Consider the following 25,896-nt stretch of genomic DNA (forward strand, 5'->3'; position numbering starts at 1 on the left):
TTATTAAACTTCATTGAATTCTTTTACGTAATCTAAATCAAATGATCGATAATTAAAACCATCACCTTCATCATAAATCCTAATGGTTTGTTCGCCAGCACTTAATTTCACAAGAACTTTGTCACTATTTACAAAATTCCCCCAATCACCTGTTTGTGTAATTTGAACTTTTCCAAGTTCAGTAACTGACTGACTTGTACTTTTCACATAAGATGTTTGATTATTAATTAATTGTAATATCGCATTAGCATGAGACCCACCATTATATGCTGCATTTATACTAAACTGATAATATCCATCTTTTTTCACATTTATATGATAGTCTTGATATGCTCCTGATTCTGAACATCCAATATTAGCAATACCATTTTTAGTCTCAATACCCCAACCTTTTGTTTTAGAACCATCAATTAACTGGTTAACAACAATCGTTGTGTTACCCTGAACTTCAATGGCTGATTGAACTTTTGCTATTCTGATATGATCAATCTTAAATCCATCATTATAATTATTCATTTCAAAACGAAGTGTTTGTTTGCCTTCTTTCAAATCTAATGTATGCCAATAACCAAGTTCATTTCCCCAGAATTTATGAAATGAAATACTCTCAAGATTATCAGTAGCCAGCCCTAATCCACCACTTATCTTTAATCCATTTGCAACTGCTTCTGTATTTGTAATATCATAATAAATTGTATATTTTCCAGCTGTTTGTATATCTAAGAAAAAGTCTATATAATTTCCTTTTGCTGGCTGATTGACAAGACTTCCTTTATGACGATAAGCCAAACTTTCTGTTAAGTCAACTGGATTGTTATTCCCAACTGGTATAGTGGGTGGCAATTGATCAGTCTGTTTAAATATTAATTCTTTTTCAAGTGATAGAACACCATCACTATAACCATCTGGAGTTATAATAATTGTCCCTTTACAATCATTATACATAGGTTTCCATTGCAATGTAATACTTAATAAACGTGAAGATACTTTGGTTACTTTTTGAATTGTGACATATTGGGTAATCTCACCAGCTAAAGTGACATGATGAATAACATCTTCTTTAAATGTTCCACCTTGAATACTCATATTAAAAGTATCCTGATGATAAGGAATTTCAGACATAGATGTTAAAGTTTCTATATCATCAATAGCTTTAATCAAAATATAGTCTTCTAATGATGTTCCAACTATACCTCCAAACTCACTGGCATCTACTTTTAATAAAATACTCAAATCATTATCAAAATCTTGTTCTATCTCACCTTGTAAGACAATTTTAGCATTTGTATCATCAATTCTCTGGACTTCATAATCAACACCTTTTGGAAAATTGAGATGCCATGCATTCTTTGTAAGATTTAATGCAAAGGATCCACCAATCAGATGAACATTAATAACATGACCATGAAGTTGTCTCTCAATCAGTTCATCACTTTGAAGAGACATTGCCTGTCCAATGACAACACCTTTAAAGTTAGTTTCACCGGCTTTAAATTTTATTCTCATTGTATAATGACCTTCGTCTAAATGAAGTCTTTTGATTTGATGTGTATAAAGGTTTGTTCCACCTGTATTGGTGAAATCAATTTCACCTAAATTTGATACCTGGTTATTCATATCAATCTTATCAATCCAAACACCACTATTATTTTGACTTGTAGCAACTTCAAAATCAAAGTCATAATCTCCAGCCTTTAGAACATTCACTTTATAATCAAGATAGTAGTCCCTATCAATAAAACCAAAATTTTCACTTTCCAAAACACAACCACTTTTATTAAAATAGTTTGTTGTATCTAATTTGCCTGGCAGAGACTGAATCTCACGAGCTGGTATAAATCTTACATCTTTAAAATTTATTCCTGCTTCTGGAAAAGATAATGTGATATTCTGTAGCCCTGTTTCACTCAATGTTATATATGTTTGAATAGTAGAATAGGTACTCCATTCAGCATTATCCCAATATACATATCTGCGTGCATGAGTTCGACCTAATTCTTTGTTTCCCTGTGAAATAACAACTGGAAAATCCTTATGCCACTCTCCTCCGACAGCAACATCAAATTCTACTCGATAAGTCCCTGCCTGTTTAACATTAACTGTATAATTGACTTTTGTTGTTGAATCAATATAGCCTAATTCACCATTATTAATGACTCCTGATCCTTCAATGATGGCATCATTCAGTGTTAAATCATCAGTAATATTTTTAAATTGGTTGCCATCCACTGGTTCCCAAATATATGTTGCGACATTCCCAGCTGGTAAAGTTGCATTAAATTGAGTTCCATGACTGATAACTTTAAAATTCTGAGCACTTCCACTACTATTTGCAACAATCATAATAATCTTTCCAGTTTTCGGATCTCTAAAAGCAACATTTGTGACTGTAGATGTATTTCCATTCGTAGATAAAATACGTTCATAGCCTGGTCGAACATATTTTGTAAATTGTCCAATCAAATAAACTTCTGGTGTACACCAATATTTTTCACGATGATTAGCATCTTGAACAAACATTGTTGGATCAGGTGTTCCTACCCATTGATGAGGAGCGATTTTGCTATCAAGCATAGTCACCCATGCATTATAACTTTCTGAGCCATTTCTAAACCAGCTTATTATATCATTCGCTCCACTTGCCCCCCAAACTGAACGCTCTGTTAAATTCATTGTATACTTATTTTTGTACTGCTCATAGAGTGAGCCCATTGTTGAAGGAACACCACCATAAGGATGGAATGCTATACCATCAACATTATCACGCCCATCTTGAGTAGCAAATAATTCAGATACATAAGCTTCTGCTCCATCAAAGTTATGATCAAAAGCCCAAACTTTAACATCTTTCTCATCAGTTAATAATACTGTACTCTTGTTAAGTTCTTCTTTTATTGCTTTTGCTAACTTAGCTTCTTGTCCCCCTGTTATTAAACAGCTAGGATAATTAATTTCTAACAATGGCTCATTTTGTAGTGTCATTGCATAAAGTGGAATACCTTCCTTTTTATATTCTTCTATAAAGCGTACATAATATTTTGCTAAATCTTGAATATATCTGTCATTAAGTTGACCACCTTTTAATAGAAGTCCATTGTTAGGATAAGACGAACTCGCTGAAGTTGGCAATTTCATCCATCCTGGTGGTGTCCAAGAAGAGGCAAAGAACTTTAAATCCTTTTCAACTCCGCATTCTTGAGCAATCTGTTGGATCTCTTTAATGACTTGAATAATACCATAGTCTCTATCCTTTTGAATACTAAAACCATGTCCAGTAGAGTTGTCCCAATCTGGATTTCCATTTAATTCTGTACCTGTCCCATCATAATAAGTATAAAAATCTCTTCCTGTAAAATCTGCAGTCCCAATAGTAATCCTAAATAATGTATTTCCCATACCCGTTTGAGGATCAACCAACTGTTTAATAAATTTTTTTCTGGTTGTCACTGACATCTTCATTAAATTATTCACAGTAGATTCTTCGATGGAAGTCCCCATTCCTAATACAGATTGATACTTTTGATTATCATCTACCACAATTGTTGTTATGTCGGATGTATCTGGATTCCTTATATCCAAAGGATCTTTTGGAGCATTACGATTTTCAATATCTTGATCACCAGCATACCAAGACATATCACCAGAATGTTCTGATGAAGACATAGTTACTTGTACTGCATCTTCTTTAATAAGTGCACCAGTTCCAATACTTGGCTGATTAGGATTTTCTGGTTCAATATATTGATCATCAAATTTGATGAATTTAAAATAGTCAATATTTAAATCCTTTGTCTGTGAAACAAACTTAATTATATGTTGTCCACTAGGTAAAGAAATTTTATCATTCATTTCTATGGCCTCAAATTTTGCCCAGCCACCTGTATTCTTTGCTAGTGTAGATGTACTATAAGATAAAACATCATCAATATATACATCGAATGCTGCCTTGACATTATCATTTTCAGTTGCAGCATTAAGATTTAATGTATATCTTGCTTGTTCTGGAACAATAACTTTATAACTAATATCATATCCTTGCCAAAAATATCCAATAGAAGTATTATTATTTTCTAAAATAATACTATTATGCTTTGTATAATAATTTTCAGCTTCAATAATGCCATTTGTTTGAGCCAAATTAATGACTGTTGGATTATTTGGTGGTGTTTGTGATATAGCAGTGACTTGATTTTTTGTCAAACCCCTACCATATTCAAACATCACTTTTGTCTGATCAGTAAATTTACTCTCAATATCTTGTGCATACCATGGCCAAGTCATTGTCAAATGACCATGAAAATCATAATCACCAAGAAGAACATCAGCAACTCCAGCCCCTTCACTACCTGGCAATCCTGCCATAACAATAGCATCTAAATCATCTACTTGATCTGCAATTGTAATAGGTCGACCTGTTGTCAAAACAGCAATGATAGGTAGATCAGGATGATTTTTATGAATTCTTTCAATTGTTTCAATATCAGATGATGGTAAAGATAAATCACGTGCTACTCTATCTCCATTACTTTCGGCATATGGTCTTTCTCCAACGACAACTATGGCCGCTTCATAATCATCGTCTGAAAAATATCCATTCGCTGCATAATCAATAATCTGGTCATTTTGAGCCACTTCACGTAATCCTGAGTAAATTGTTGTTCCCTTTGTGATATTGCCTGTTGAGCCTTGCCAAGTCATAGTCCAGCCACCACATTGAATACCAATGTCATCTGCTGAAATTCCCGCCACAGCAATTTTTTTCATTTTTTTAAGATCTAACATTAATGTAGAGCCATTTGCAGTCTCTGTATTTTTTAAAAGTGTTAATGACTTTCTCACTGCCTCTCGCGCAACAGTTCGATGCTGCTGACTTCCAAATTGTGAAAGTAATGTTTTATCTGCATAAGCCAGTGATGGATTATCAATGAAGTTTAATTCACATTTCACTGTTAATATTCGTTTAACAGCATCTTCAAGTCTCTCCATTGAAATATGCCCTTCATTTACAGCCTCAATAATACTATTTCTTGCAATCATCCATTTAGGGCTATCTCCTTCATTGCCATCAATCATTATCATATCCATACCAGCATTAATAGATTTTATTAATTTTTGCTTATATGAAAGATTACCTTCAATCTGATCAACCCCATTATAATCTGTAATGACAATCCCTTTAAACCCTAGTTGTCCTTTTAAGATATCTGTAATTAAATCTTTGTTTCCATGACACTTTACATTATCAATACTGTTATAAGAAACCATAACACTTTTCACATCGCTTGCAATTGCAGCACGATATGGTTTCAACAACTCTTCTAACTGAGAATAAAACAATTGACCATTCACATCACCTTGATTTGTCCCATTATATGTTAAACCCTCTCCAATGTAATGCTTTGCTGTTCCTATTGAATGATTCTGAGATAAATCTCCTTGTAACCCTTCAATATAAGCTGAACCCAATTGTGAAGCGACATCAGATGTTTCACTAAAACATTCATATGTACGACCCCATCTTTCATTTTGAGGAAGCCCTAAAGTTGGGGTAAATGCCCAAGTGGCTCCAATTGCCCTTATTTCCTGAGCAGTAATCCTCCCAATTTGTTTAACTAAATCCACATCATTTGCTTGCCCTAATCCAATATTATGCGGAAAAATCGTTGAATCCTTAACATTGTTATTACCATGTACTGCATCTACCCCATATAACAAAGGTATCCCAAATGTATCAATTGCAGCCTTTTGATATTCATCAAGACGATTTGCCCAATCTTGAGCAGTATTTCCCTGTTCTGGTTGCGCACCTCCACCACTTAAAATGGAACCAATATAATACTCTCCTACTTGTTGTGGTGTAATGCTCCTTGTGTCAGGCTGCAAAATCTGACCAACCTTTTGTTTTAATGTCATTGATGACAAAATTTCAGAAACTTGTGTTTCAATGCGACTTTCTGCATTTACTGGTATCATAGTACTTGTAATCACCAAAAATGCAGATAACAAACCAACACCGAATTTTTTCATGATAAACTCCTTTCCCATTTTATAGTTTAAAATTCTTTGGTATGAATTGATTATATACCATTGATTTTATCTAGTAAAGCGTTTACATGCATTTATTACTATATATTTGATTCATTCCAATGTTTTGATTTTACATATTATTTATGATAATATGATTAAGATAGGAAAGTGAGGATATGACAAAATATGACAAAATATGAATTTGTTGCTAATCAACTAGCAGATAGAATTAATAACAATGAATTTAAACATACAAAAAAAATTCCTACAGAAGATCAACTTATGCAGGAGTATAATGTTAGCAAAAATACAATTAGAAATGCTATTAAAATATTAACAAAATTAGGTTTACTTTATCCTGTCCAAGGTAGTGGAATGTTTATTAGGGAAATAAAAAAATATGATACAATTTTTCTAAGTGGAACACGCGGTATTACAAAAGATCATCCTGGTACCCATATTGAGAACAAATGCTTGCATATTGAAGTTATTGAAGCAGATGAAAAGATTGCGCAATTTATGTTATGTGAACAAGGAACACCTATTTATTATATTGAAAGACTGCGAATTGTGGATGAAGTTCCCTATGCAGTAGAGTATACATATTACAACAAAAACATTATTCATTACTTAAATAAAGAAATTGTTGAATCTTCAATATATCAATACATTAAAGAAGATCTCAAACTCACTTTTGGCTTTGCTGATAAATACATAAGTGCTCGCAAATTGACTGAACGTGAAAGTGAACTGCTAAAATTACAAAAAGATGATCCTGCAATTATTATTGAAGATAATGTCTATCTTGCTAATGGTACTTTATTTAATTCTTCTCAAATAACATATAATTATCAATTAGCACATTTCTTTATGACAGCTGAATAGTCAATAAAATAGTCAAAAGCCTCCTTCTCATTTGATAAAGTTGGCTTTTTTTATTAAAGAGATATATTCTGAGGTATTACAAATTCAACTGGTCCAGCTGCTCCAGCTGCTATTTCATATTTTTGAAATTTAATGACAATTCTTTTATCTTGATTGATATAAAAAATACGATCTTGATTGATAAAATCTTTAATATTAACTTCTTCGAAAAATAAAGAACGTTCTTCTTCGGGATATGCAGATATCTGTTTTCGAATTTCCTGAGTAATAACATCCTGATAATTATCACCTAATAAATCTTTTAATGTTAAGATTTTTCCAGTATTCAAATTAATATTATAATACATATATTCTTGATAAGCAGATGCTAATGTTTCTGTTTTTTCAATTAAAAAAGATACAAAATTATCTTGATAGTATTTAATCTCATAATCTATAGTTATTTCAACAGGCATGAATTCATTAGGATTCCCACCTGTTTCTACAAAAGCATCATAATATTCTTCTGCTCGTGTTGATGCTTCATCAACAGCACGATCCACCATAGTTTGTATTTCATGATTAACTTTCCTTTCTAACTTCGTATTCCCTGTATGATTTAATTGAGGAGCATTAATATGAATACTTTTGGTTTTATCAATCTCATCCTGATTGGTAAAAGTTAAGACCTTACATATTTGTCCTAAATAAGGTATTTGCGAAACAGTTTTTGCAAATACAGTACTCGTATTTAAAAAGACTATAAAAATCAAAAAACAACTTAAGGCTAATTTCATACTCAAGTGAATTCTTCTTTGACGAGAAGATTGTTTTTCTAATCCATATACAATCGACTTTTGAACTTTCTGATGATAATCATCAGGAATCTTTATATTTTCATATTCATCCTTCAATTTATCTTTCATTGTAGCCACATCCTTTATCTTTTTCTAAATCTACCCTCATCATCTTTAATGCTTTATATAACCGTGATTTAATAGTACTCATATTGATATGTAAAGTCAGAGATATTTCTTCAAGAGTCATATCTTCATAATATCTTAAATAAACAATATCTTTATATTGAACTGGTAGATTTTGCATAACCTGTTGAACACCTAAAACAGTATTAATATCCATTTGTTTCTGACTGATTTCCTGTTCATTAAAACTCTCATAATTTTTTCTCTTTCTTAAATACAATTTACATTCATTAATCATAATTCGATAAAACCAAGTTTTGATATATTCTTTTTTTCGCAAACGTGAATAATTCTCTATTGCTTTCACAATGGCATCTTGGACAATATCCATAGCCATAGTAGAATCCTTAACATAAGAATAACAAAATCGATAAAAATCATCTTGATGATCTTGAATAAACTGTATTAAATCAGTTTCTTCATCAATCATACGCTCCCCCTCTTTTTATTTTGTTATAACATGTTGTGTGATATAATCAATCCATTTTTGATTCATTTGTGTTCTATAATGATATTCATCATAAATCATATTTTCATCTAAATATTTATGAGAACCAGTAAGAGCACTTACAAGATCTAAATAAACAATTTGATTTTTTTGACACAACTGCTTTAATAATACATTATAACACTCTATTCTTTCAATAGGCGGTTCTTTTTGTTTTGTTTTTAAAGGGACAATACTTTGTATATAAATTTGAGCATCTGGATGAATACGTTGAATTTCATCTATAACTTGGGAATATTTATCAATAAATAAACTTGGTGACATCCAATTGACTTCATCACTTCCTAAATCCAGATATACTTTTTTAAAATTCTGCTGTTTTAAAGCATCCAATATTGTCACTGAATAACCATAAGAATCAATGCATTTTTTTGTGAGCAGAAAATCAAATGATAACTCTTGCATTGTATAAAACATAGCTGATTGAAATCGTTGATCTTGTCTTAAGCCAAGCATTCTCGAACTTCCTATAAAAACTGCATCATTAAAATATTGGGAATCTGCTATTGCATAATCCCATTGTTTTTTTTGATTATTTTGTTGATTCACAAAGATTGTATTCGTGGTACATCCAGTTAATAAACATAAACATAATAATTTCATTAACACTTTCATAATTTAACCTCTTTCAATAACCATTCATATATTAGATACATGAAAACCTAAAAAAGTTTAATTTTTTTTATTTTTTTAATATAATGAACTCTATTATAAAAGAAATAATTGAAAATATCTTTTTGAAGTGACATAATCAATTTATATGTCAGACAAAAATGAACAAGAAAAATCGGGAAGAAGAAAAGCCAAACTGATATGATATATGTGACAAAGGAGAAGATATAATGAATTGGGTAGAAGGTATAAGAGATGGTATTCAATATATAGAGGAACATCTTGAGGAAGAGATTACAATTGAAGATGTCGCAAAACATGTCTGTATATCAAGCTTTTATTATCAGAAAGCATTTAGCATATTGTGTGGTTTTTCTGTATCTGAATATATTCGTTATCGGAGATTATCATTGGCCGGCAGTGATCTCCTTGCTACGAATCAAAAAATTATAGATATTGCTATGAAATATGGTTATGATTCGCCTGACAGCTTTACCAAAGCTTTTACTCGTTTTCATGGTGTCACTCCTACTGTCGTAAGGAGAGAAAAGACGATGATAAAGTCTTTTGCTCCATTAAAAATCCAATTAACTTTGAAAGGTGGTTCAACTATGGATTATAAAATTATTGAAAAAGAAGCTTTTACTGTCATAGGAGTCTCAAGATGCTTTGATGTAGATACAGCATTTCAGGAAATTCCTCAGTTTTGGAATGAACACTTCCAAGACAATGATACACAATTGAATGGTTTATATGGAGTTTGTATTGATGATGAGAATAAACACAATTTTAAATATATGATTGCTGATAATTATCATCCTGAAAAAGAGATACCAGAGGGCTTAGAAACTCACATCATTCCTCGTTTGACATGGGCAGTCTTTCCTTGCAAAGGTCCTTTACCTAAAGCACTGCAAGATGTTAATCAGAGAATTTTCTCAGAATGGCTACCAAATAATAATACTTATGAAATTTCTGAACATTATAATATTGAAATGTATTCAGACTGCAAAGATTTTTCAATGGGAAATCATGATGAAAATTATTATTCTGAAATCTGGATTCCTGTCAAAAAAAAATAAATATATGAAAAAAGGAAAATATCTTCAATGATAGTTTCCTTTTTCAGTATCATCAATTGTCTAGAGTGTTTTGAATTACATTCTATACTTTTCTAATGATTTAGGTTCTTTCTCCTGAAAATAAATAAAATCACACATCATGTTAACATTAAAAATACCAATAAAACTAACTACTTTTTCAAATAAACTAAACATTTTCTTACCTTCCCTTTCTTATAAGTTCTACTAACATACTCAAGACATTATAAAGAAATGCTAGCATCATCATATTTGCAATCTGATTGGATATTATCAATTGGAATAAAAATAGTATGTAGAAAAAAACAATTATAATATTTTTTCTTTGATTCACTTTATTCACAAAGTCAGAATTTAGTTTCTTTTTTTCATTTTGTATAGGTTGGCTCCTTAACATAAAGATAAAACAAATAGTCATGAATAAACAACTTACAGCAGCAGAAATGTTATAGGAGAGTCCAATTTCAGGGACGATTACTAATGAAAATACAGATAGAAGAAAGCATGTTACTACATTTTCTGTATGATAGCCGCCACAATGAAATCTAAGGAGTACCAATACCAAATCAAATACCAAAACATACCCTATATTTCCAAGAAAAAATAAGAGTCCAAATATAAATGCACCAAACAATAAATACCTCAAAGATATATTCAAACCATATGTGAATAATTCAATATCTCTTGGTGAGAACTTATTATCGTTTAGACATCTAACAATTGAATTTGTTATTCTATCCAATTGAATGCCCCCCTTCTTGCATCTTTAGTATATTGGACTCCATCAAGAAAATATATATTTTTAACACAAGATGTAAAAAAACGACATAAGAAGTTAAAAAAAATATAATAAGAAAATAGAAATTCTATAATTCTTTTTTAAATTCTTTATCAAACCATAAAATAGTTTGAAATACCTGTTTATCATCATGAAAAGAAAAATTAATATAGCCGCCATATTTTTCTACTGTCTTCTGTATGTTTGCAAGACCATAACCATGAAATTCAGAATCTTGATTCATGCTCTTAAATTTATCATCTTCTACATTCACTGCATGACAACTATTCGTTATTTTAATCATCTGATATCTATCATTTATTTGTGCAGTTTCAATCTTAATACTTCTCTTTTCACATTGAGAACACGATTCAATAGCATTATCGATTATATTGCCATAAATAATATTTAAATCAAGTTTACTAATCTGATTCAAGTTGATTTTTCTTATTTCAAATACCATATGAATATCCATTTTTTTTATTTTATGCCATCGACTTGATAAAACCAAATCTAAAAATTCATCACCACTTCTTTTGTCTGAAACCTCAATGATATCTTCAACAAGAGTATCAATATATATTTTAGCATCTCCATTTTTACCAGCATACAGCATACTTTTAAGAATACCAAAATGATGTCTTAAATCATGTCGGTAAGCTTTAAAATTCTCTATGCTTTCTTTTAAATATTGATAATATGTATCATTTTCTTTTGTTCTTTCTTTTTCAAAATCTAATTCTTTTTCAATTTTATTTTTTCTTATAATTTCTTCAAATATATATAAAGAGATGAAATTAGAAAAAACCAGTAAAGCCAGAGACAGAATTATTAATAATTTATTTTGAGAGTTGATAATAAATTCACCATTTGTTATGTATATAAAAAAGATAATAGAGATTGGTTGTATAGAAAGTAAAAGCGTACTCTTTAAGTCAATACTATCTTCATCATTAATTGTTTTATAATATTTGATAAAGAGAATAAAAATCAATAATACAAACTTACTTGATAACATTTGTATGAGAATATGCTCATTCCATTCAAAAAAGATAGAGAAAATATGATAAGTTAATGACTCTGCAAATATTGATAATCCAAAATATATTCCTAATGATAGTATTTTATATATTATATTTGATTGAGAAAAAAAGAAAATGAGTAACAGATATATAGAAAAGGATACAGCTATATTAATTTTTGCAATAAAGAAAAAATTAAATAGACATTTTATTAAAAATAATGAACTGTAAACAACAATATATAATATTTTATTAGGTTTTTTAAGAGACAATACGATGCGATAGTAATATGTAAATAAGCAAAGTTCAATTATATTTGAAGTAACAATACTGAAAACATAATTCATAATATTTCACCTAACATATCAAAAAATGCTTTCTGAAAATCTTTTCTATATGATCTTGATAAATACACAGATTCACCATTTTTCAATGTCACAATATCATCCTCAATACCTAAAACATATTTAAGATTCACCAGAACCCCTTTATGGCTTAAATAGAATCCTAACCCATCTAAAATAGATATCCACTCTTTCATTTGCCTCACCATTATAATGGTTGTCTTATCTTTCAAATGAATAGTTGACTTCCTTCCTTGCATATCAATATAACAAACATCAAAAAGACTCATTGTTCTCTGTCGATGATTAATATCATTAACACAAATAGATAATTCCATATAATACTTTCTAACTTCATCTAAATATCCAAATAATTTCAATTTATCTATAGGCTTTACAAGATATCTAAATGCATTTACTTCAAATGCCTCTAAACTATATTCTGGGTTGGTTGAACAGAATATAATTTTAATATCTTTATTACGCTGGAATATCTGTCTTGCAACTTCAAGTCCTGTTGTTTTGTATAATAATACATCTAAAATCAAACAATTTATATCATCTATGTGATGCATAAGCGAATTCACATCGCTATATGCATAAATATCTGCCTTGTATTTATTAAAACAACAATATTCTTCCACCAGTTGATTTATTTTCTCTAGTTCATTTATTTGATCATCACAAATCGCTATTTTCATTATTATTCACCTCTATCATCTACTTTTAAATATTTTTTATTTTTTTTAACTGAATCAACAAAATCTTCAAAGACACGTATTTCAAATTCATCAGAAATTCCTAAAACTTTTAATTGTTTAAATCGTAAAGTGATTTCATCATCAAAAACCAATTCATCTAATGTACATCCTAGTATTCTTGATATTCTACTCAAAGTCACAAGTGATGGCTTTGTTTTAGCAGTTTCTATATTACTCATATGACTTAAAGAGATATCTGCGAGTCCAGCAACATAGGCTTGAGTTAATGATTGCATATTTCGTAATTTCTGAATTTTTCTTCCAATTTTCGTATAATCTATTTCTAGATCAAAGCGACTACCTACCATTCTATCAACCTCCTTCATATATTTTAGTATTTATACAAATGATAATATATAATCTGTATAAATTATTTATATTTGTAGAGACCAACATCATCTACAAACAATTCTTTATAATATATAGATAAAATAAAAAAAGGATGATATTCTAATATCCTATCATCCACATCTTATATCTCATTTTTACCATTTATCTACATAAGCGAGTATAAATGATAAATTATATTATAATTGAATTGGGCTTAATACTAACAAATAATAATGACTATTTCAACAAAAGCATTTCTTCCCATATGACTGTATTGTATCCCTCAACAAATAATAAGGATAGCAAAACTGATATTGAACCATCTAAAAATGAATAACTTGCATCAGAACAAATTTCTCCTGATAAATTATAATACTGATCATAAAATATACTTAAACATTCGTGATCATAAAAAAATTCAATTTGTTCTAATAAAAAACCATTTAGTTCTTTACTACTCACTTCATACAATCTTGCAAATACGAAAATACCTGAATATCCATGACAAAAATTAGGACTTATAATTTTATAATTATTCTTATCCTGAATAATGCTCTTTAATTGCTCTTTAAATAAAGTTGATAAAAAATTGAATTTTAAAATCTGAGTTGATTGTATAATAGCATGCAGGACTCCTAATTCGCTATAGCACCAACTTGGAGTATTTCGTGGAAAAATAACTTCTTCTTTATTTATAATTCCTGGTATTCTCAATTTATGATGGAAATAATGTGTTATTAATATCCTTTGTAAATGCCATATTATACTCTTCATTCCCAACATCTGAAATCCTGCTTTAAATGCTTTTGATAAAACCAAGAGAAGTCCTGCGATCCCATGTGATAAGCCCAAATTCATAGGAAGCGTATTATATACTTTCTGATGAACATGTTTCATTATGAATTCTATCAACATATATATTCGCTCACTTGATATCAATGAACAGTCATCTTGAAATAATATTAAATAATAATTAAGTAATCCAGAAATACCATTAACATATTCTACATTGCGAAAATCTTGAATATCTATTTTCATACTCTGAATGAGTTCTAATAATTGTTTTTGAATACTCACATATTTTTTTCCAACGATATCCTTATTAATGAGGAAAAGTATACTGAGGAGCGGAATGCCATCAAACAAAGAATAATTGTTTTGAAAATAATAATCTTTATTGTTAACTAATATATTTAATATTTCTTTTTGTTGATAATGAGATATATCTAGGTCTTTCATAACAATTGCAAAATGAACCAAATGAGGAAGAAGAGTTTTATCCCCCTCTTCATCAAAAAAAGAATTAATCTGACTTGAAAATAACTTTCTATACTTATCTACATTATCATCCATTGTATTTTTTATAACCTTCTATAGCATGAAAGAGATGCTTTACAATGGCATAGCATTTTAATTCTGATGCTCTATCCACTCCAAATAATCTATTGCAAAACATGTGTAGATGTGCCAATATAATATCCGCTTTTGAGTTTGTTAATGTACTGGTTACTAATTTTTGACTATATTCATTAAGTAATTCGTTTTGTTGATAGAATATGTCCATGAGTTCTTTATGCATACAATCATTGTTAGGATTTTCTTTGTTTTCTAAAAGAATGTATAAGTTCATATATTTATTCTTATCTTGTCTAAATCTCTTCAAGCTCTCTTTATTATCAATAAAAGAGAATAATTCTTCTATATAATGAGATGTTAATTTTAATTGATTTAAAAAGTATACAATTTCTAAGATTGCTAAATCTTCTAAACTCAACTCTTTATTTCGAGATGATAAGTTCAATAAATCAATTGTAACTTTAGAATTTATCCAAAACATAGATTCATTTATCTCCATCATGTCAATACCACCATATCTCTCTATTTCTCTCTCATAAGTATCTAGTTTGATATCATAAATATCATACGTATCATTTAAATAAGATATGAAATGATGAAGCTTATCCATAAACTCTTTAAATTGAGATATATTATGATATCTTATTCTCAGATGTCTTTGATTATCAATGTAATGAATATAGAAATATTTATCAATATAATTTCCCTGAATAAATTGCTCTCCATATTTCTTAATCTCATTTTTAACAATCTTTTTTAAAGTTAACTTTTTTGCATAAATCTTAAGATAAATCCAATCAGACCCTATAGCTTTATTTCTTTGAGAATATGCAATATCTTCTAATGGATAATTAATGTATTCAGAAGAAATTGTTTCTTTATTTTGTATAGGTTCATAACTCATAATAATCTCATCAACACTTATATCCTGAAATGTATGCCCTCCTGCAGTGATATGTATAAACATATTTCCTTTTTTCATAATTTCCATATAGAAGATTTTCATATGAATCAAACATTTTTTACACAACAAAAGTGTATTATCATAGTCTTTTAAATAAAAATATTCTGGAATATGAACACCTTGTGAGTACTGATCAAATAAAACTAGAAATTCTTCAAAAGAACACTTTTCATTCATTCCTAATATTGATCTGTTTATAAGCCATCTTTCAGGAAATATACCAACGTTCTCTATTTTTAATTCTGGTACATGATGAAATGTTTCTATAAAACTATGCATATATGCTAGAGAATCAGCCACTGAACTCTGCTCTGAAATATCTAATAATATACGATATAATTCAGGACATAATTTTGGATTTAACATATTTGATATTCTTACATTTAATATTTTTCCTTGATAATAAAGATATAGCTGTTTATTTTTATTCACACCAATGTATATATCTTGTATTGATATAGAAGGCTTCTTAGAATAAGATCCTAAAGCAATCACATTTATATTGAATGAATGTCTTGAAATAACATTCCCACATCTAAAGTCAGATGGCATGAGCATCAATTCAACTTGCTTTATATTTGAATGATTCTGGTTTTCATGAAAAATCCTCTTATACTCCTCTTTTAAATCTGCCAATTCTATAAAACGACCAATAATTCGACCAGCAGGACTAATACCAAGCAAAGGTGATAACTCAATTGAATTCTTCTTATGAAATGATAAATCAAACGAACCTATTTTATGATGGATATGTGATAATTCTAATTCTTTTAGTTCCTCATAAGTTATATTTATAAAATTTTGTTTATTGGCAAAGCAATTAAGAATTTTATTATTTATAAGATATTTCATTTTTTCTTCATTATTTTCTTTTTTGTTTAATGTCTTATGATAATTTGGATAACCAATTCCCCTTTGTACATCTACAACTTCTAATAATGGAACCCGCCTTTCAAAACCATATTTTTCTATAAACTTATAAGTGTATTCCTCTAAAATATCGTTCTTTATTAATGATTGAGATAAATAATGAGCAGCTTTAAAAAATTGACTAGATAAATCTGGAATATTGTTTTTAATTGCTTCCATATTGGTGTCACTTAATCGCATATCAATTTGAATATATTTCTTGGCCTTTTGAAGTTTCTCCATATATTCAACAATATTCACTAATATATCTTCACCATAACCAAGTTCAGTTTTATTATATAAATCAATGAGCTGATTGATTTTTTTCAATTTTCTTACATATATATCAGCTGTATCAATATTTTCCAATGTCATGATTGTCTCTTCCAACGGACGAGTTAAAGGCAACGATGGTCGTAAATTTGTATACAGAAATTCTCTATGAATAAGCTCAACCATAAAATTAACTATTTTATAAGGGGGAATCTTGTCTTGCAACTGTTCTCTAATTTCATTAATTAAATCAAAGAAATCTACAAACTCTTCGCATCTGGCTAAAATAAATGTCACCATCGGTGTATTTTCTATACTTAATATGTGCTGGTCTATATTCATATTATCTAAATACTCTTTTTGCTCATATCTAAGTGATATATATGGATTTGTACAGATATGATTTTCAATCATGAGATTATGATTGGATTTGACTTTTAAACCATAAAGGACATCAATATTTAATTCAATGCGATTAATTAAACAAATGAGCCATTCAAAGTCAACTGTACAAATATGCTTGGGTTTAGTATTGGTATCATTCACATATTCTTGATTAAAATGAATACCTGAAAACAAACCAAAAGGTGTTGCTCTTGTTGTCATTCTTATAAAATACTTTACAAAAGCCAGTAATATCTTCTCTTGATCTCCACTTTGATTTTTAATTGAAAAATACAAATCAGGACTGGCAAATAAAATTCCCTCTCTAATTCTTGAATCTTGAAATAATGTCATCATATTCTCATAAGTAAAATCATTATTTTCTATAAAATACTTATAATACTCCTCCTTACTCATTAGTGGACTTCTTTGTGCTATAAACTTTTGTTTGTAATAATTGTTCATTTTATACCCTCCTCAACATAAACAGTTTTTCATACTTTAAGTTTACACTGAAAAAAAAGACATAACTTCTAATATTGTCTACCATATTTGCACAATAGTCCCAATACTAGTCAAAGCGCTTTCAAAATTGAATAAAATATTTAATAATAGTCATGCAAGCACTAGCATGGAAAGGAATAACCAATGTATATTGAAGATTCTTTAAGTGTTAAAGATATTACATTAAATCATTTTATGCTAGATGATAGTGTGCTATTGAATCGAAAAAAATGTCAAAGAATTCTTATAGCACCCAATCAAGATTTTATTTTATATCTCAATGATGTCAAACATGAAGTACATAATCAGCTTTGTTTTATTGATGGAAGAAATAAATGTGAAATCAAAGCTTACAAAGAATATTCTCATATTCTTTATTTAGAATTTATAATTGATGATCAACTGCAATCATTAAGCAAACATTCATTTATCGATATCAATGAAGATATTAGAATTTTTTGTTCCTATGTCAAAACATTGCATATCAAAAAATCTTATACTCCACAGATACTGAATTTCATTATGACATATTTTCTTATGTTAAATGAAGCTATCTACTTAAATGAGAAAAAAAGTTATCAACAATGTCCTAAAATTATATTTGAAATTAAGGCATATTTAAAAGATAATATTGAGTCTAAAATCCAAATACAGGATATAGCCAATAAATTTTTCATGAGTAGAAGCGAATTGTTCTATCTTTTTAAAAAGTACGCTCATACAACTATTATCGATTATTTAAATACAATAAGAATGAAAAAAGCTGAAGAGTTATTAGCTGATTCTAGATACACCATCACTGAAATATCCCAGTTAGTAGGCTATGACAGTTTACAATACTTTTCACGAGTATTTAAAAAAAGAAATGGTTGTTCTCCAAGTGAATTTCGTAAACAGCTTATCAAACGTTTTCAAACGTTTTATATAGGGAAAGGAGGTGAAATATATGAAAACATTAAAAAATATCCAACTATCTGATTTTGATTTAGAAGAAGAATTCGATGATGATATCTTCGTTGAATTATCAGCAGCTGGTGATGGAAGCAGAGCCTCTAAGACTTTTAACTCAGCTACAAGCAACTGGGCAAGTGTTGGAGCTGCATTAAGCGCATTGGTTTCTAAAGGCCCTGGAAATGCTACAAACGGTTATACTGAATTGAAATGTTGCTAATCCATTTAGCATAGGGGCATAAGTTCATCTTATGCCCTTAATTAATATTAAGGAGAATTAAAAATGAAAATCGTTATATTAACACACTCAAGTTTTAGTCATGTTAATGCAATAGAGAATACTGTAAAATCCCTTTGTAAAAAGTATGAAGTTTTTTGCTTTTTAGAAGAGGAATATATAAATATATATGGAGAAGATAAAAATCTACATTACATCGCATATCATAAAGCCCTAGATAAGCAACTGAAAGAATTGCTTTTTAGACATAATCCTTTTATTGAAAAAAAAGATGTACCAACTATTGAGGATTTAGTCGCTGAAGTCAAATATCCATTAGAATATATGCTAGAAGGTTCAATGATTTATGTCAATGATCTTCTTCCTATAATCAAACAAATCAACCCTGACTATATATTAAGAGATGCATGTTCGTTATTTGGAAGAGTTATTGGCGATCAATTAAATATCCCTGTACTTGGATATACAACATCGCCTACTTTTACAGATTTATTTGTTGAAAGTCATCTTAGAAAATATCTACCATTCTCTTTAAAAAGAGAATTAGATACTTTATCTGACGAACAAATTAACTCACTTTATACTATGATTAAAAAACAATTTACTAAAACATGTACTAAGTATGGTATACGCACTCTACCATTAAATTATTTAACTTGTCCAGACGAAAAAATGAACTTTTGTTATGGATCAAAGCGTCTAAATTTTATTGCTCAAGAGGAGACTAAAAAGTATCTTTTTATGAAACCAAAAATTTTTGAAGTGCCAGAAAGAATTGAAAATAATAAAGATACGATAGTTGTATCAAGTGGCAGTTTAATTAATTTTCCAGTTAAATTATATAATTATATTATTAACGCATATAAAAAAGAACCTTATCAAGTTGAAATATCACAAAAGTATTTTGGTACAGATGTTTTTAAAATTACCAATTTACCTTCTCATATCCATTTTCATAAATATATAAAACAAACAGAGTTACTCCAAAGAGCACATCTTTTAATAACACATGGAGGATATAATTCTATCCTAGAAGCGATTTACTATGAAGTCCCAATTCTTGTTTATGCAATAACACATGATCAGTTTATCAATTCACAAAGAATTGAAGAATTAAATATTGGTTTTGATTTAAGACATATGGAATTATCTGGCTATAACATTAATAAAATATCTCACAAACTCATGGATTCTGTTGAAATAAAAGAACATATAAAAGATTTAAAATCTGAAATCATTGCACTTCATAATGATGAGGTAAGAAAATATATAGATGAGGATTATGTAAATGGTAATCTCTAAGCAAAAAAATATTTTAGCATTGGTTGGTTCAAATCATATCAATGGTTTTACGAGAAATATTATTCAATTGTTAAAAGATAATTTACATGCAAGAAATGAGAATATAGATTTTCAAATCATAGATACAACTGAAATAGACATCAATGTTTGTAGGGGCTGCAATACTTGTTTTGAGAAAGGATTGTGTCCTCTAGATAGGCAAGATGATATGGGACAATTAAAAGCAATGTTAGATAATGCAGATGTTATTATTTTAGCTTGTCCAGTCTATCTCATGCATGTTTCATCTCCAATGAAAATTCTATTAGATAGACTATCATATTGGTGTCATTTATTAAAACTTCGTAATAAACTACTTGTAACAGTTATAACAACAAGTCGCTCAGGAGCAAATGAAACAAATAATTATTTAAAATACATCGGTTCAGGTATGGGCTTGCTTCCAATCAGTGAAATTATTTTCACGCATAGCAGCGATATAGATGAACTTATCCATAAAATTAATAAATCAGCTTACATTATTAATCAATATCTTATAGAAAAAAAAGAAATCCATTCGAATCAATTTCTGGAAGAAACATTTGCAATAGAAAAATTAGATAAATCATTACAATTAGATTCAAGTTTTGAAAAACAATATTGGCAAAGTCATGGATTATTCAATTGTTCTTCTTTTGAAGACGTCTTATCCTTAGAGAAAGAGAGAAAAAAATAATATGGCCCAAATACATTGTATATATCAACACGATTCAAACGATTGTGGACCTGCTTGTATATCGACAATATGCAGTTATTATGGAAAAAAGATTCCTATTGCAATTATAAAACAATATGCAAAAACAAATTTAGAGGGAACTTCAGGAAAAGGAATGAAAATTGCTCTAGCAAAATTGGGTTTAGCCTCTAGAGGAAAACTTCTCACCACCATTGATGATAATGAAAAAGAAACTCTTCTACTACCTTGCATTGCATGTTTGAAAAACACAAGTTCTTCTCTTCATTTTGTGATTATTTACAAAATATCTCATAAGTACCTTTATGTTTGTGATCCACTCAAAGGTAAAAGAAAGATTTTAAGAGAATCTTTTCCTATAGAGTTTACTGGTCATATTCTTGAGGTTATCCCTACTGAAAAGTTTGAAAAAAACAAAAATTATTATTCTACATCATTTCATGTTTTTAAGAAATTATTTAATAGTGAATTAAAATTAACATTACTTATTTTTTTCTTATCATTAATTGTAACCTTACTCAGTATTTTATCAATTTTATACAACAAAATACTATTTGATAATATTATCCCAAACGGATTGAGTGCACAATTACCTAAAATTTTCATAACTTTTGCCTCTATAATTATCATCAGCAATATTTTCTCATTTATGAGACAGTACTTCATATTTCAATATTCAAAAAGACTCGATGAAAAACTCTTGCTAAATCTTTACAAAAAAACAATTCTGTTGCCTTTTGATTTTTTTGCCAATCGTCAGGCTGGCGATATTTTATCTAGATTTGATGATGCAATCAGTATCAGAGAAACATTATCAACAGTTTGTATATCTTTAATTATGGATGTTGTGCTTTCTATTGGTGCAGGTTTTATACTATGCTATATGAATAGGACTTTATTTATTCTTACTTTGTTTCCTATTCTTATTTATGCTTTCACTGTCATTGTATTTAGAAAAATAATTACAAGACTTAACTATGAAAATATGAAATATAACGCATCACTCAATTCCTTATTAATTGAAATGATATCTGGAATTGAACTTATCAAAAGTTTTTGTATTGAAAATGCCTTTATTCATAAAATAACAGATAACTTTAAAAAAATGTTATCTAAAGGTACAAAAGTAGCTTGTACAATTAGTCTCCAAATAACGATTCAAGAAATTGTAAGTCATATCTTTACTCTTTTAGTACTCACATTAGGTAGTTATTATATAATTAGTCAGCATATGAGCATTGGGACTTTAATGACGTTTAATACTTTACTTGTTTATTTCTTTAATCCCATTGAAAAGATACTTCAACTACAGAATAATTTTCAAAAATCAATAATTGCGATTAATAGACTTACTGAGATTATTGAGTTACCAACTGAATTCAACAATGAAGAAGAAATAGAAAGCATCATTAATGGTGATATAGTCATAGAAAACTTACAATTTGGTTATAACACTAAATATAATGTATTTGAAAATTTGAATCTAATTATTCCCCACAATAAAAAAGTAGCTATTATAGGAAAAAGTGGCTCAGGAAAAACAACTTTAATTAGACTTATTATGAGACTCTATAATTATGAAAAAGGGCATATTTATATTAATCATAAAAACATTATTGATTTTAATAAGCAATCTTTACGTAAAATCATAGGCTATGTAGGTCAAGACTCTTTCTTTTTCTCAGGATCTATCTTGGAAAATATTAATCTGCATCATCAAAATTCTATGGAACGTGTCATAGAGGTATGTAAAATGGTAAAAATTCATGATTTTATTTCCTCTCTCCCCAATACTTACATGAGCCAGATATCTGAAAATGGAAGAAACTTTTCTGCTGGTCAAAAACAAAGACTATCTTTAGCTAGAGCAATTCTTCTCAATCCTAAAATACTCATTTTGGATGAAGCAACTTCAAATTTAGATGTTGAAACAGAATTAGAAATAGATAGTGTTCTTTCCAAATTAACATCTCAAATGACTGTCATTATGATAGCACATAGATTAAGTACTATCTCTCGTTGCGATCAAATATTATTTCTTGAAAATGGTCAACTCGTTGAGCATGGATCTCATGAAGAATTATTACGTCTCAATAAACGATATCATGAACTATGGATCAAAAGAGAAGTCATAAAATAAATAAAATATGTTGTAATTTTTAAAAAACGTGGTATTATATAGATAGACGATATATCGCAATACGATATATAGATAATCTTTATATCGTAAAACTTTATAAATGGAGGTGGATGAATTGAAATCTAATCCTTTAACTGAATCGACGTTCTATATACTTCTTGCATTAGCAAGTGAACCATTACATGGGTATGGCATTATCAAAAAGGTTGAGCTCTTAAGTGAAAATACTATTATCCTTGCGGCAGGAACTCTCTATGGAGCACTAGAGAATTTAAAAAAATCTCATCTTGTAGATCAAATGTTGATTCAGGATAACTCAAGGCGTAAAGTGTACCAAATAACTGATACTGGATTAGAAGTTTTATCTCATGATTATTTACGAATGAAAAAATTATGTTTGATTGCAGAAAGCATTTTAAAAAAAGGAGAGAAATAATATGTTAAGAATCAAACCATATCTAGGTAGTAAGTCAACAGAGGATTACTTAAATAAAAAAGCTCAGAAAGGATATGAACTAGAAAGTATTACTTCTTTTGGATTGTTTGTTCCATTACGATTGGATGCATATAGTTTCAAAAAAACATTAAAAACCAAGAGAGTATATAGAGTAGACAGTAGAAAGATTAAGAAAGAAGACTTTAAAGAGTATCAACAGATTTTTATGGATGATGGATGGAAATATTTTAAGAATAATTTTGCAAACGATGAATATAATAGTGACTATATATTTTATTCAGAAGATTCAACTAAGAATCAAATCTTTTCTGATCCTGAATCAGAAAAGTTAAGAAATAAGGAAAACGCAGCATCAAGTTTATATAAAGGAATATTCTTATTCATGGTATTTCTATTTTTCTCAATCATATTTCCAGCACCACTTGCTGGAAACAATAGTACCATAATTGGATTTATATTTCATAATATCTATATAATAGTAGCTATTTTCATTATAATAACCTCGCTAATAAGATATTTTAAAAACAGGTAATTACAAATTTTATTTAATCTTTTTAATTATTAAATAAATTTATGGTTTATTTTTATAAATCTGATGATAAAACTAAATATAGATTCATGAATATATTTTCATTTTTTGATATTTGAGCACTCATTATGAGTGCTTTTATCATTTAATGTCAAAATATTTCCACTTGTTTAAATATTATTGTAATAAAAAAAGATGTCTTTAAAATAGTATCTGAGGAGTACCTATAAATATTATTTTCTTATTCTATAAATTAATATGCTAGTGCTTGCAATCACAAAATTATTAATATAGAAATAATATTTATCAGGACCAAAAAGCACAATTATAGTGCTTTTTTATATTCTTTTCTTCTTATTGCATATTTTGACCTCTTGTGACAGGAATATATAAAAATAGTTTTTTTTCAACTATAATAAATGTGTAATAACAATCAAGGAGAAGAGTATTATGAAAACAATCGAACAAGCACTAACTGACAATTCATTTCATCAGGCACATAATATTGGCTGTGATTTCTGTGTGACTCCAGATCATTATAAGACCGCTCATTTTACAACACTTAAAAATGGCAAGCAGATATGCAACTATTGTAAAAATCATGTTAGAAAACAATTTAAAGGCATAAAGCAGCTAAAAGAGGACATCAATTTAAAGGAAGGAGAAAAAATTGGTGTCATGGTCAGTGGTGGCAAAGATGGATTATATGCATGGATGACACTATGTAATATATTTGGACCAGAGAATGTTATAGCATTCAATCATCATAAATCTGGATTAGTACATCCCTTCGCATATGAAAATCTTTTAAATGCTTCTCGAATTCTAAAGAGTCAATTAATTATTGTTGAAGATAATGATTTCATTATTCGCTTCCGTAAGAATTTAGAAGCATTTGTTAAAAAACCTGATCCTGCAATGACAAGGGTAGCATTATGTGCGGGATGTAGATATGGTATAACTGGTAATCTTTATAGATTAGCAGATGAAAAGTATAAAATAAAAAAATTTGTAAGTGCTGCATCTTATTTAGAGTTGGCTCCTTTTAAAGCAGAATTATTAAAGGAAAAAGGAAATGGAAACAATAAATATGGACTTCTAAAAGGATTAATTGAAAATGAAAAATATAACTTTGATGATAATATTGAAATCATTCTCAATGATGACGATTTAGCATATAAAAGTATATCTAATGGTAAAAAAACAATCTCACATGAATTTAAAAACTATAAACTATTTGATTTAGATGATTATATTGAAAATAATCCAGATGAATATGAAAAAGCTGTTACAGAGAGATTATCTTGGAAAAGGCCTGAAAAGAGTTGGCATTTTGATTGTATCATAGAGGAATTTAAAGATTTCTTTTATTATGGAACATTAGGATATACTGAAAATGAATTCAAACTTTCTCAAATGATTCGCTATAATCTTATATCTCGTGATGATGCTTTAAAAGAGATTTATCACTATAGAAATAAAATGAAGAATAGTTTAAAAACTATCCTTCAACTCTTAGATGAATTACATTTATCCTATCTGAATGATGAATTTATTCAATTTTTTAAAAATAGTAAATACTATCAATAAATCATATTTATAATGATTTTATTAAACTGTAAATAAACTATCAATTTTACAGTTTTTTATTTTTATATTATATATACAAAACATTTAAAAAGTCGAAATTCTTCATATACAAAGGATTTCGACATCATTTCAATGGCGTCCCTGACTGGATTCGAACCAGCGGCGTTTCGCTTAGGAGGCGAACCCTCTATCCATCTGAGGTACAAGGACAAAACAGGTGTATGATTAAATACACAC

At 28.8% G+C, this 25,896-nt stretch carries 21 protein-coding genes and 1 tRNA gene; 10 read left to right on the top strand and 12 right to left on the bottom strand.

Features of this window, described 5'->3' with window-relative positions; genetic code table 11:
• Nucleotides 1-3 precede the first annotated feature (3 nt).
• Complete coding sequence (locus GQF29_RS03365) at nt 4-6,027, bottom strand: glycoside hydrolase family 3 N-terminal domain-containing protein (protein ID WP_017144140.1); 6,024 nt, start codon at nt 6,025-6,027, stop codon at nt 4-6.
• Nucleotides 6,028-6,213: 186 nt separating this feature from the next.
• Between GQF29_RS03365 and GQF29_RS03370 the strand changes: the two genes are divergently transcribed.
• On the top strand, nt 6,214-6,912 hold the full coding sequence (locus tag GQF29_RS03370) for a GntR family transcriptional regulator (protein WP_008788187.1): 699 nt from the start codon (nt 6,214-6,216) through the stop codon (nt 6,910-6,912).
• A 53-nt stretch (nt 6,913-6,965) separates the two neighbouring features.
• Here GQF29_RS03370 and GQF29_RS03375 read toward each other — a convergent pair whose 3' ends face one another.
• Genes GQF29_RS03375 through GQF29_RS03385 form a run of 3 tightly spaced genes read right to left on the bottom strand, consistent with a single transcriptional unit; the run spans nt 6,966 to nt 8,997 of the window.
• A complete protein-coding gene (locus tag GQF29_RS03375) occupies nt 6,966-7,817 on the bottom strand; it encodes a DUF3298 and DUF4163 domain-containing protein (protein WP_054689791.1) in 852 nt (283 codons plus the stop codon).
• Complete coding sequence (locus GQF29_RS03380) at nt 7,807-8,304, bottom strand: RNA polymerase sigma factor (RefSeq protein ID WP_008788185.1); 498 nt, start codon at nt 8,302-8,304, stop codon at nt 7,807-7,809. Before GQF29_RS03380 ends, GQF29_RS03375 begins: the two co-directional genes overlap by 11 nt.
• A gap of 15 nt (nt 8,305-8,319) precedes the next feature.
• Nucleotides 8,320-8,997 carry an SGNH/GDSL hydrolase family protein gene (locus tag GQF29_RS03385; RefSeq protein ID WP_017144139.1) on the bottom strand — a complete coding sequence of 226 codons (678 nt, stop codon included), beginning with the start codon at nt 8,995-8,997 and terminating at the stop codon, nt 8,320-8,322.
• A 227-nt stretch (nt 8,998-9,224) separates the two neighbouring features.
• On the opposite strand from GQF29_RS03385, the gene GQF29_RS03390 reads away from it, so the two are divergent.
• Nucleotides 9,225-10,076 carry an AraC family transcriptional regulator gene (locus GQF29_RS03390; RefSeq protein ID WP_017144138.1) on the top strand — a complete coding sequence of 284 codons (852 nt, stop codon included), beginning with the start codon at nt 9,225-9,227 and terminating at the stop codon, nt 10,074-10,076.
• 75 nt (nt 10,077-10,151) lie between these two features.
• On the opposite strand, the gene GQF29_RS03395 is transcribed toward GQF29_RS03390, so the two are convergent.
• The 7 genes from GQF29_RS03395 to GQF29_RS03425 form a co-directional block, all read right to left on the bottom strand.
• Nucleotides 10,152-10,271, bottom strand: coding sequence for a cyclic lactone autoinducer peptide (locus GQF29_RS03395; RefSeq protein WP_017144137.1), 120 nt, complete (start codon nt 10,269-10,271; stop codon nt 10,152-10,154).
• A gap of 4 nt (nt 10,272-10,275) precedes the next feature.
• The gene (locus tag GQF29_RS03400) at nt 10,276-10,836 is read right to left on the bottom strand and encodes an accessory gene regulator B family protein (RefSeq protein WP_017144136.1); all 561 of its coding nucleotides are present in this window, start codon (nt 10,834-10,836) and stop codon (nt 10,276-10,278) included.
• Between the two features lie 124 nt (nt 10,837-10,960).
• Nucleotides 10,961-12,241, bottom strand: a complete 1,281-nt coding sequence (locus GQF29_RS03405; RefSeq protein WP_017144135.1) for a sensor histidine kinase — start codon at nt 12,239-12,241, stop codon at nt 10,961-10,963.
• Nucleotides 12,238-12,939, bottom strand: coding sequence for a LytR/AlgR family response regulator transcription factor (locus GQF29_RS03410; RefSeq protein ID WP_008788180.1), 702 nt, complete (start codon nt 12,937-12,939; stop codon nt 12,238-12,240). Before GQF29_RS03410 ends, GQF29_RS03405 begins: the two co-directional genes overlap by 4 nt.
• A 2-nt stretch (nt 12,940-12,941) precedes the next feature.
• Entirely contained in the window at nt 12,942-13,307 is a 366-nt protein-coding gene (locus GQF29_RS03415) for a helix-turn-helix transcriptional regulator (RefSeq protein ID WP_008788179.1), read from the bottom strand.
• 259 nt (nt 13,308-13,566) lie between these two features.
• Nucleotides 13,567-14,682: a lanthionine synthetase C family protein gene (locus GQF29_RS03420; protein WP_008788178.1), complete on the bottom strand. Its 1,116-nt coding sequence runs from the start codon at nt 14,680-14,682 to the stop codon at nt 13,567-13,569.
• A complete protein-coding gene (locus GQF29_RS03425) occupies nt 14,675-17,680 on the bottom strand; it encodes a lantibiotic dehydratase (RefSeq protein WP_117599028.1) in 3,006 nt (1,001 codons plus the stop codon). The genes GQF29_RS03420 and GQF29_RS03425 overlap by 8 nt, the downstream gene beginning before the upstream one ends.
• A gap of 183 nt (nt 17,681-17,863) precedes the next feature.
• Between GQF29_RS03425 and GQF29_RS03430 the strand changes: the two genes are divergently transcribed.
• From GQF29_RS03430 to GQF29_RS03465, 8 genes are all read left to right on the top strand, one after another.
• Nucleotides 17,864-18,697: a helix-turn-helix domain-containing protein gene (locus tag GQF29_RS03430; RefSeq protein WP_008788176.1), complete on the top strand. Its 834-nt coding sequence runs from the start codon at nt 17,864-17,866 to the stop codon at nt 18,695-18,697.
• Nucleotides 18,666-18,890 (top strand): hypothetical protein, encoded by a 225-nt coding sequence (locus tag GQF29_RS03435; RefSeq protein ID WP_008788175.1) that lies wholly within the window; start codon nt 18,666-18,668, stop codon nt 18,888-18,890. Before GQF29_RS03430 ends, GQF29_RS03435 begins: the two co-directional genes overlap by 32 nt.
• Nucleotides 18,891-18,953: 63 nt before the next feature.
• Entirely contained in the window at nt 18,954-20,210 is a 1,257-nt protein-coding gene (locus GQF29_RS03440; RefSeq protein WP_008788174.1) for a nucleotide disphospho-sugar-binding domain-containing protein, read from the top strand.
• Entirely contained in the window at nt 20,197-20,925 is a 729-nt protein-coding gene (locus GQF29_RS03445) for a flavodoxin family protein (RefSeq protein WP_017144134.1), read from the top strand. The genes GQF29_RS03440 and GQF29_RS03445 overlap by 14 nt, the downstream gene beginning before the upstream one ends.
• A gap of 1 nt (nt 20,926) precedes the next feature.
• Nucleotides 20,927-23,083 (top strand): peptidase domain-containing ABC transporter, encoded by a 2,157-nt coding sequence (locus GQF29_RS03450; RefSeq protein WP_017144133.1) that lies wholly within the window; start codon nt 20,927-20,929, stop codon nt 23,081-23,083.
• Nucleotides 23,084-23,189: 106 nt separating this feature from the next.
• A complete protein-coding gene (locus GQF29_RS03455) occupies nt 23,190-23,519 on the top strand; it encodes a PadR family transcriptional regulator (RefSeq protein WP_029158248.1) in 330 nt (109 codons plus the stop codon).
• A gap of 1 nt (nt 23,520) precedes the next feature.
• Nucleotides 23,521-24,072 (top strand): DUF2812 domain-containing protein, encoded by a 552-nt coding sequence (locus GQF29_RS03460; protein WP_008788169.1) that lies wholly within the window; start codon nt 23,521-23,523, stop codon nt 24,070-24,072.
• A gap of 447 nt (nt 24,073-24,519) precedes the next feature.
• On the top strand, nt 24,520-25,659 hold the full coding sequence (locus tag GQF29_RS03465; protein ID WP_008788168.1) for an adenine nucleotide alpha hydrolase family protein: 1,140 nt from the start codon (nt 24,520-24,522) through the stop codon (nt 25,657-25,659).
• A gap of 133 nt (nt 25,660-25,792) precedes the next feature.
• Here the strand turns inward: GQF29_RS03465 and GQF29_RS03470 are convergent.
• Nucleotides 25,793-25,869, bottom strand: a tRNA-Arg gene (locus tag GQF29_RS03470).
• Nucleotides 25,870-25,896 lie beyond the last annotated feature (27 nt).

It is taken from the genome of Coprobacillus cateniformis (assembly GCF_009767585.1).
GTDB classification, from domain to species: domain Bacteria; phylum Bacillota_I; class Bacilli_A; order Erysipelotrichales; family Coprobacillaceae; genus Coprobacillus; species Coprobacillus cateniformis.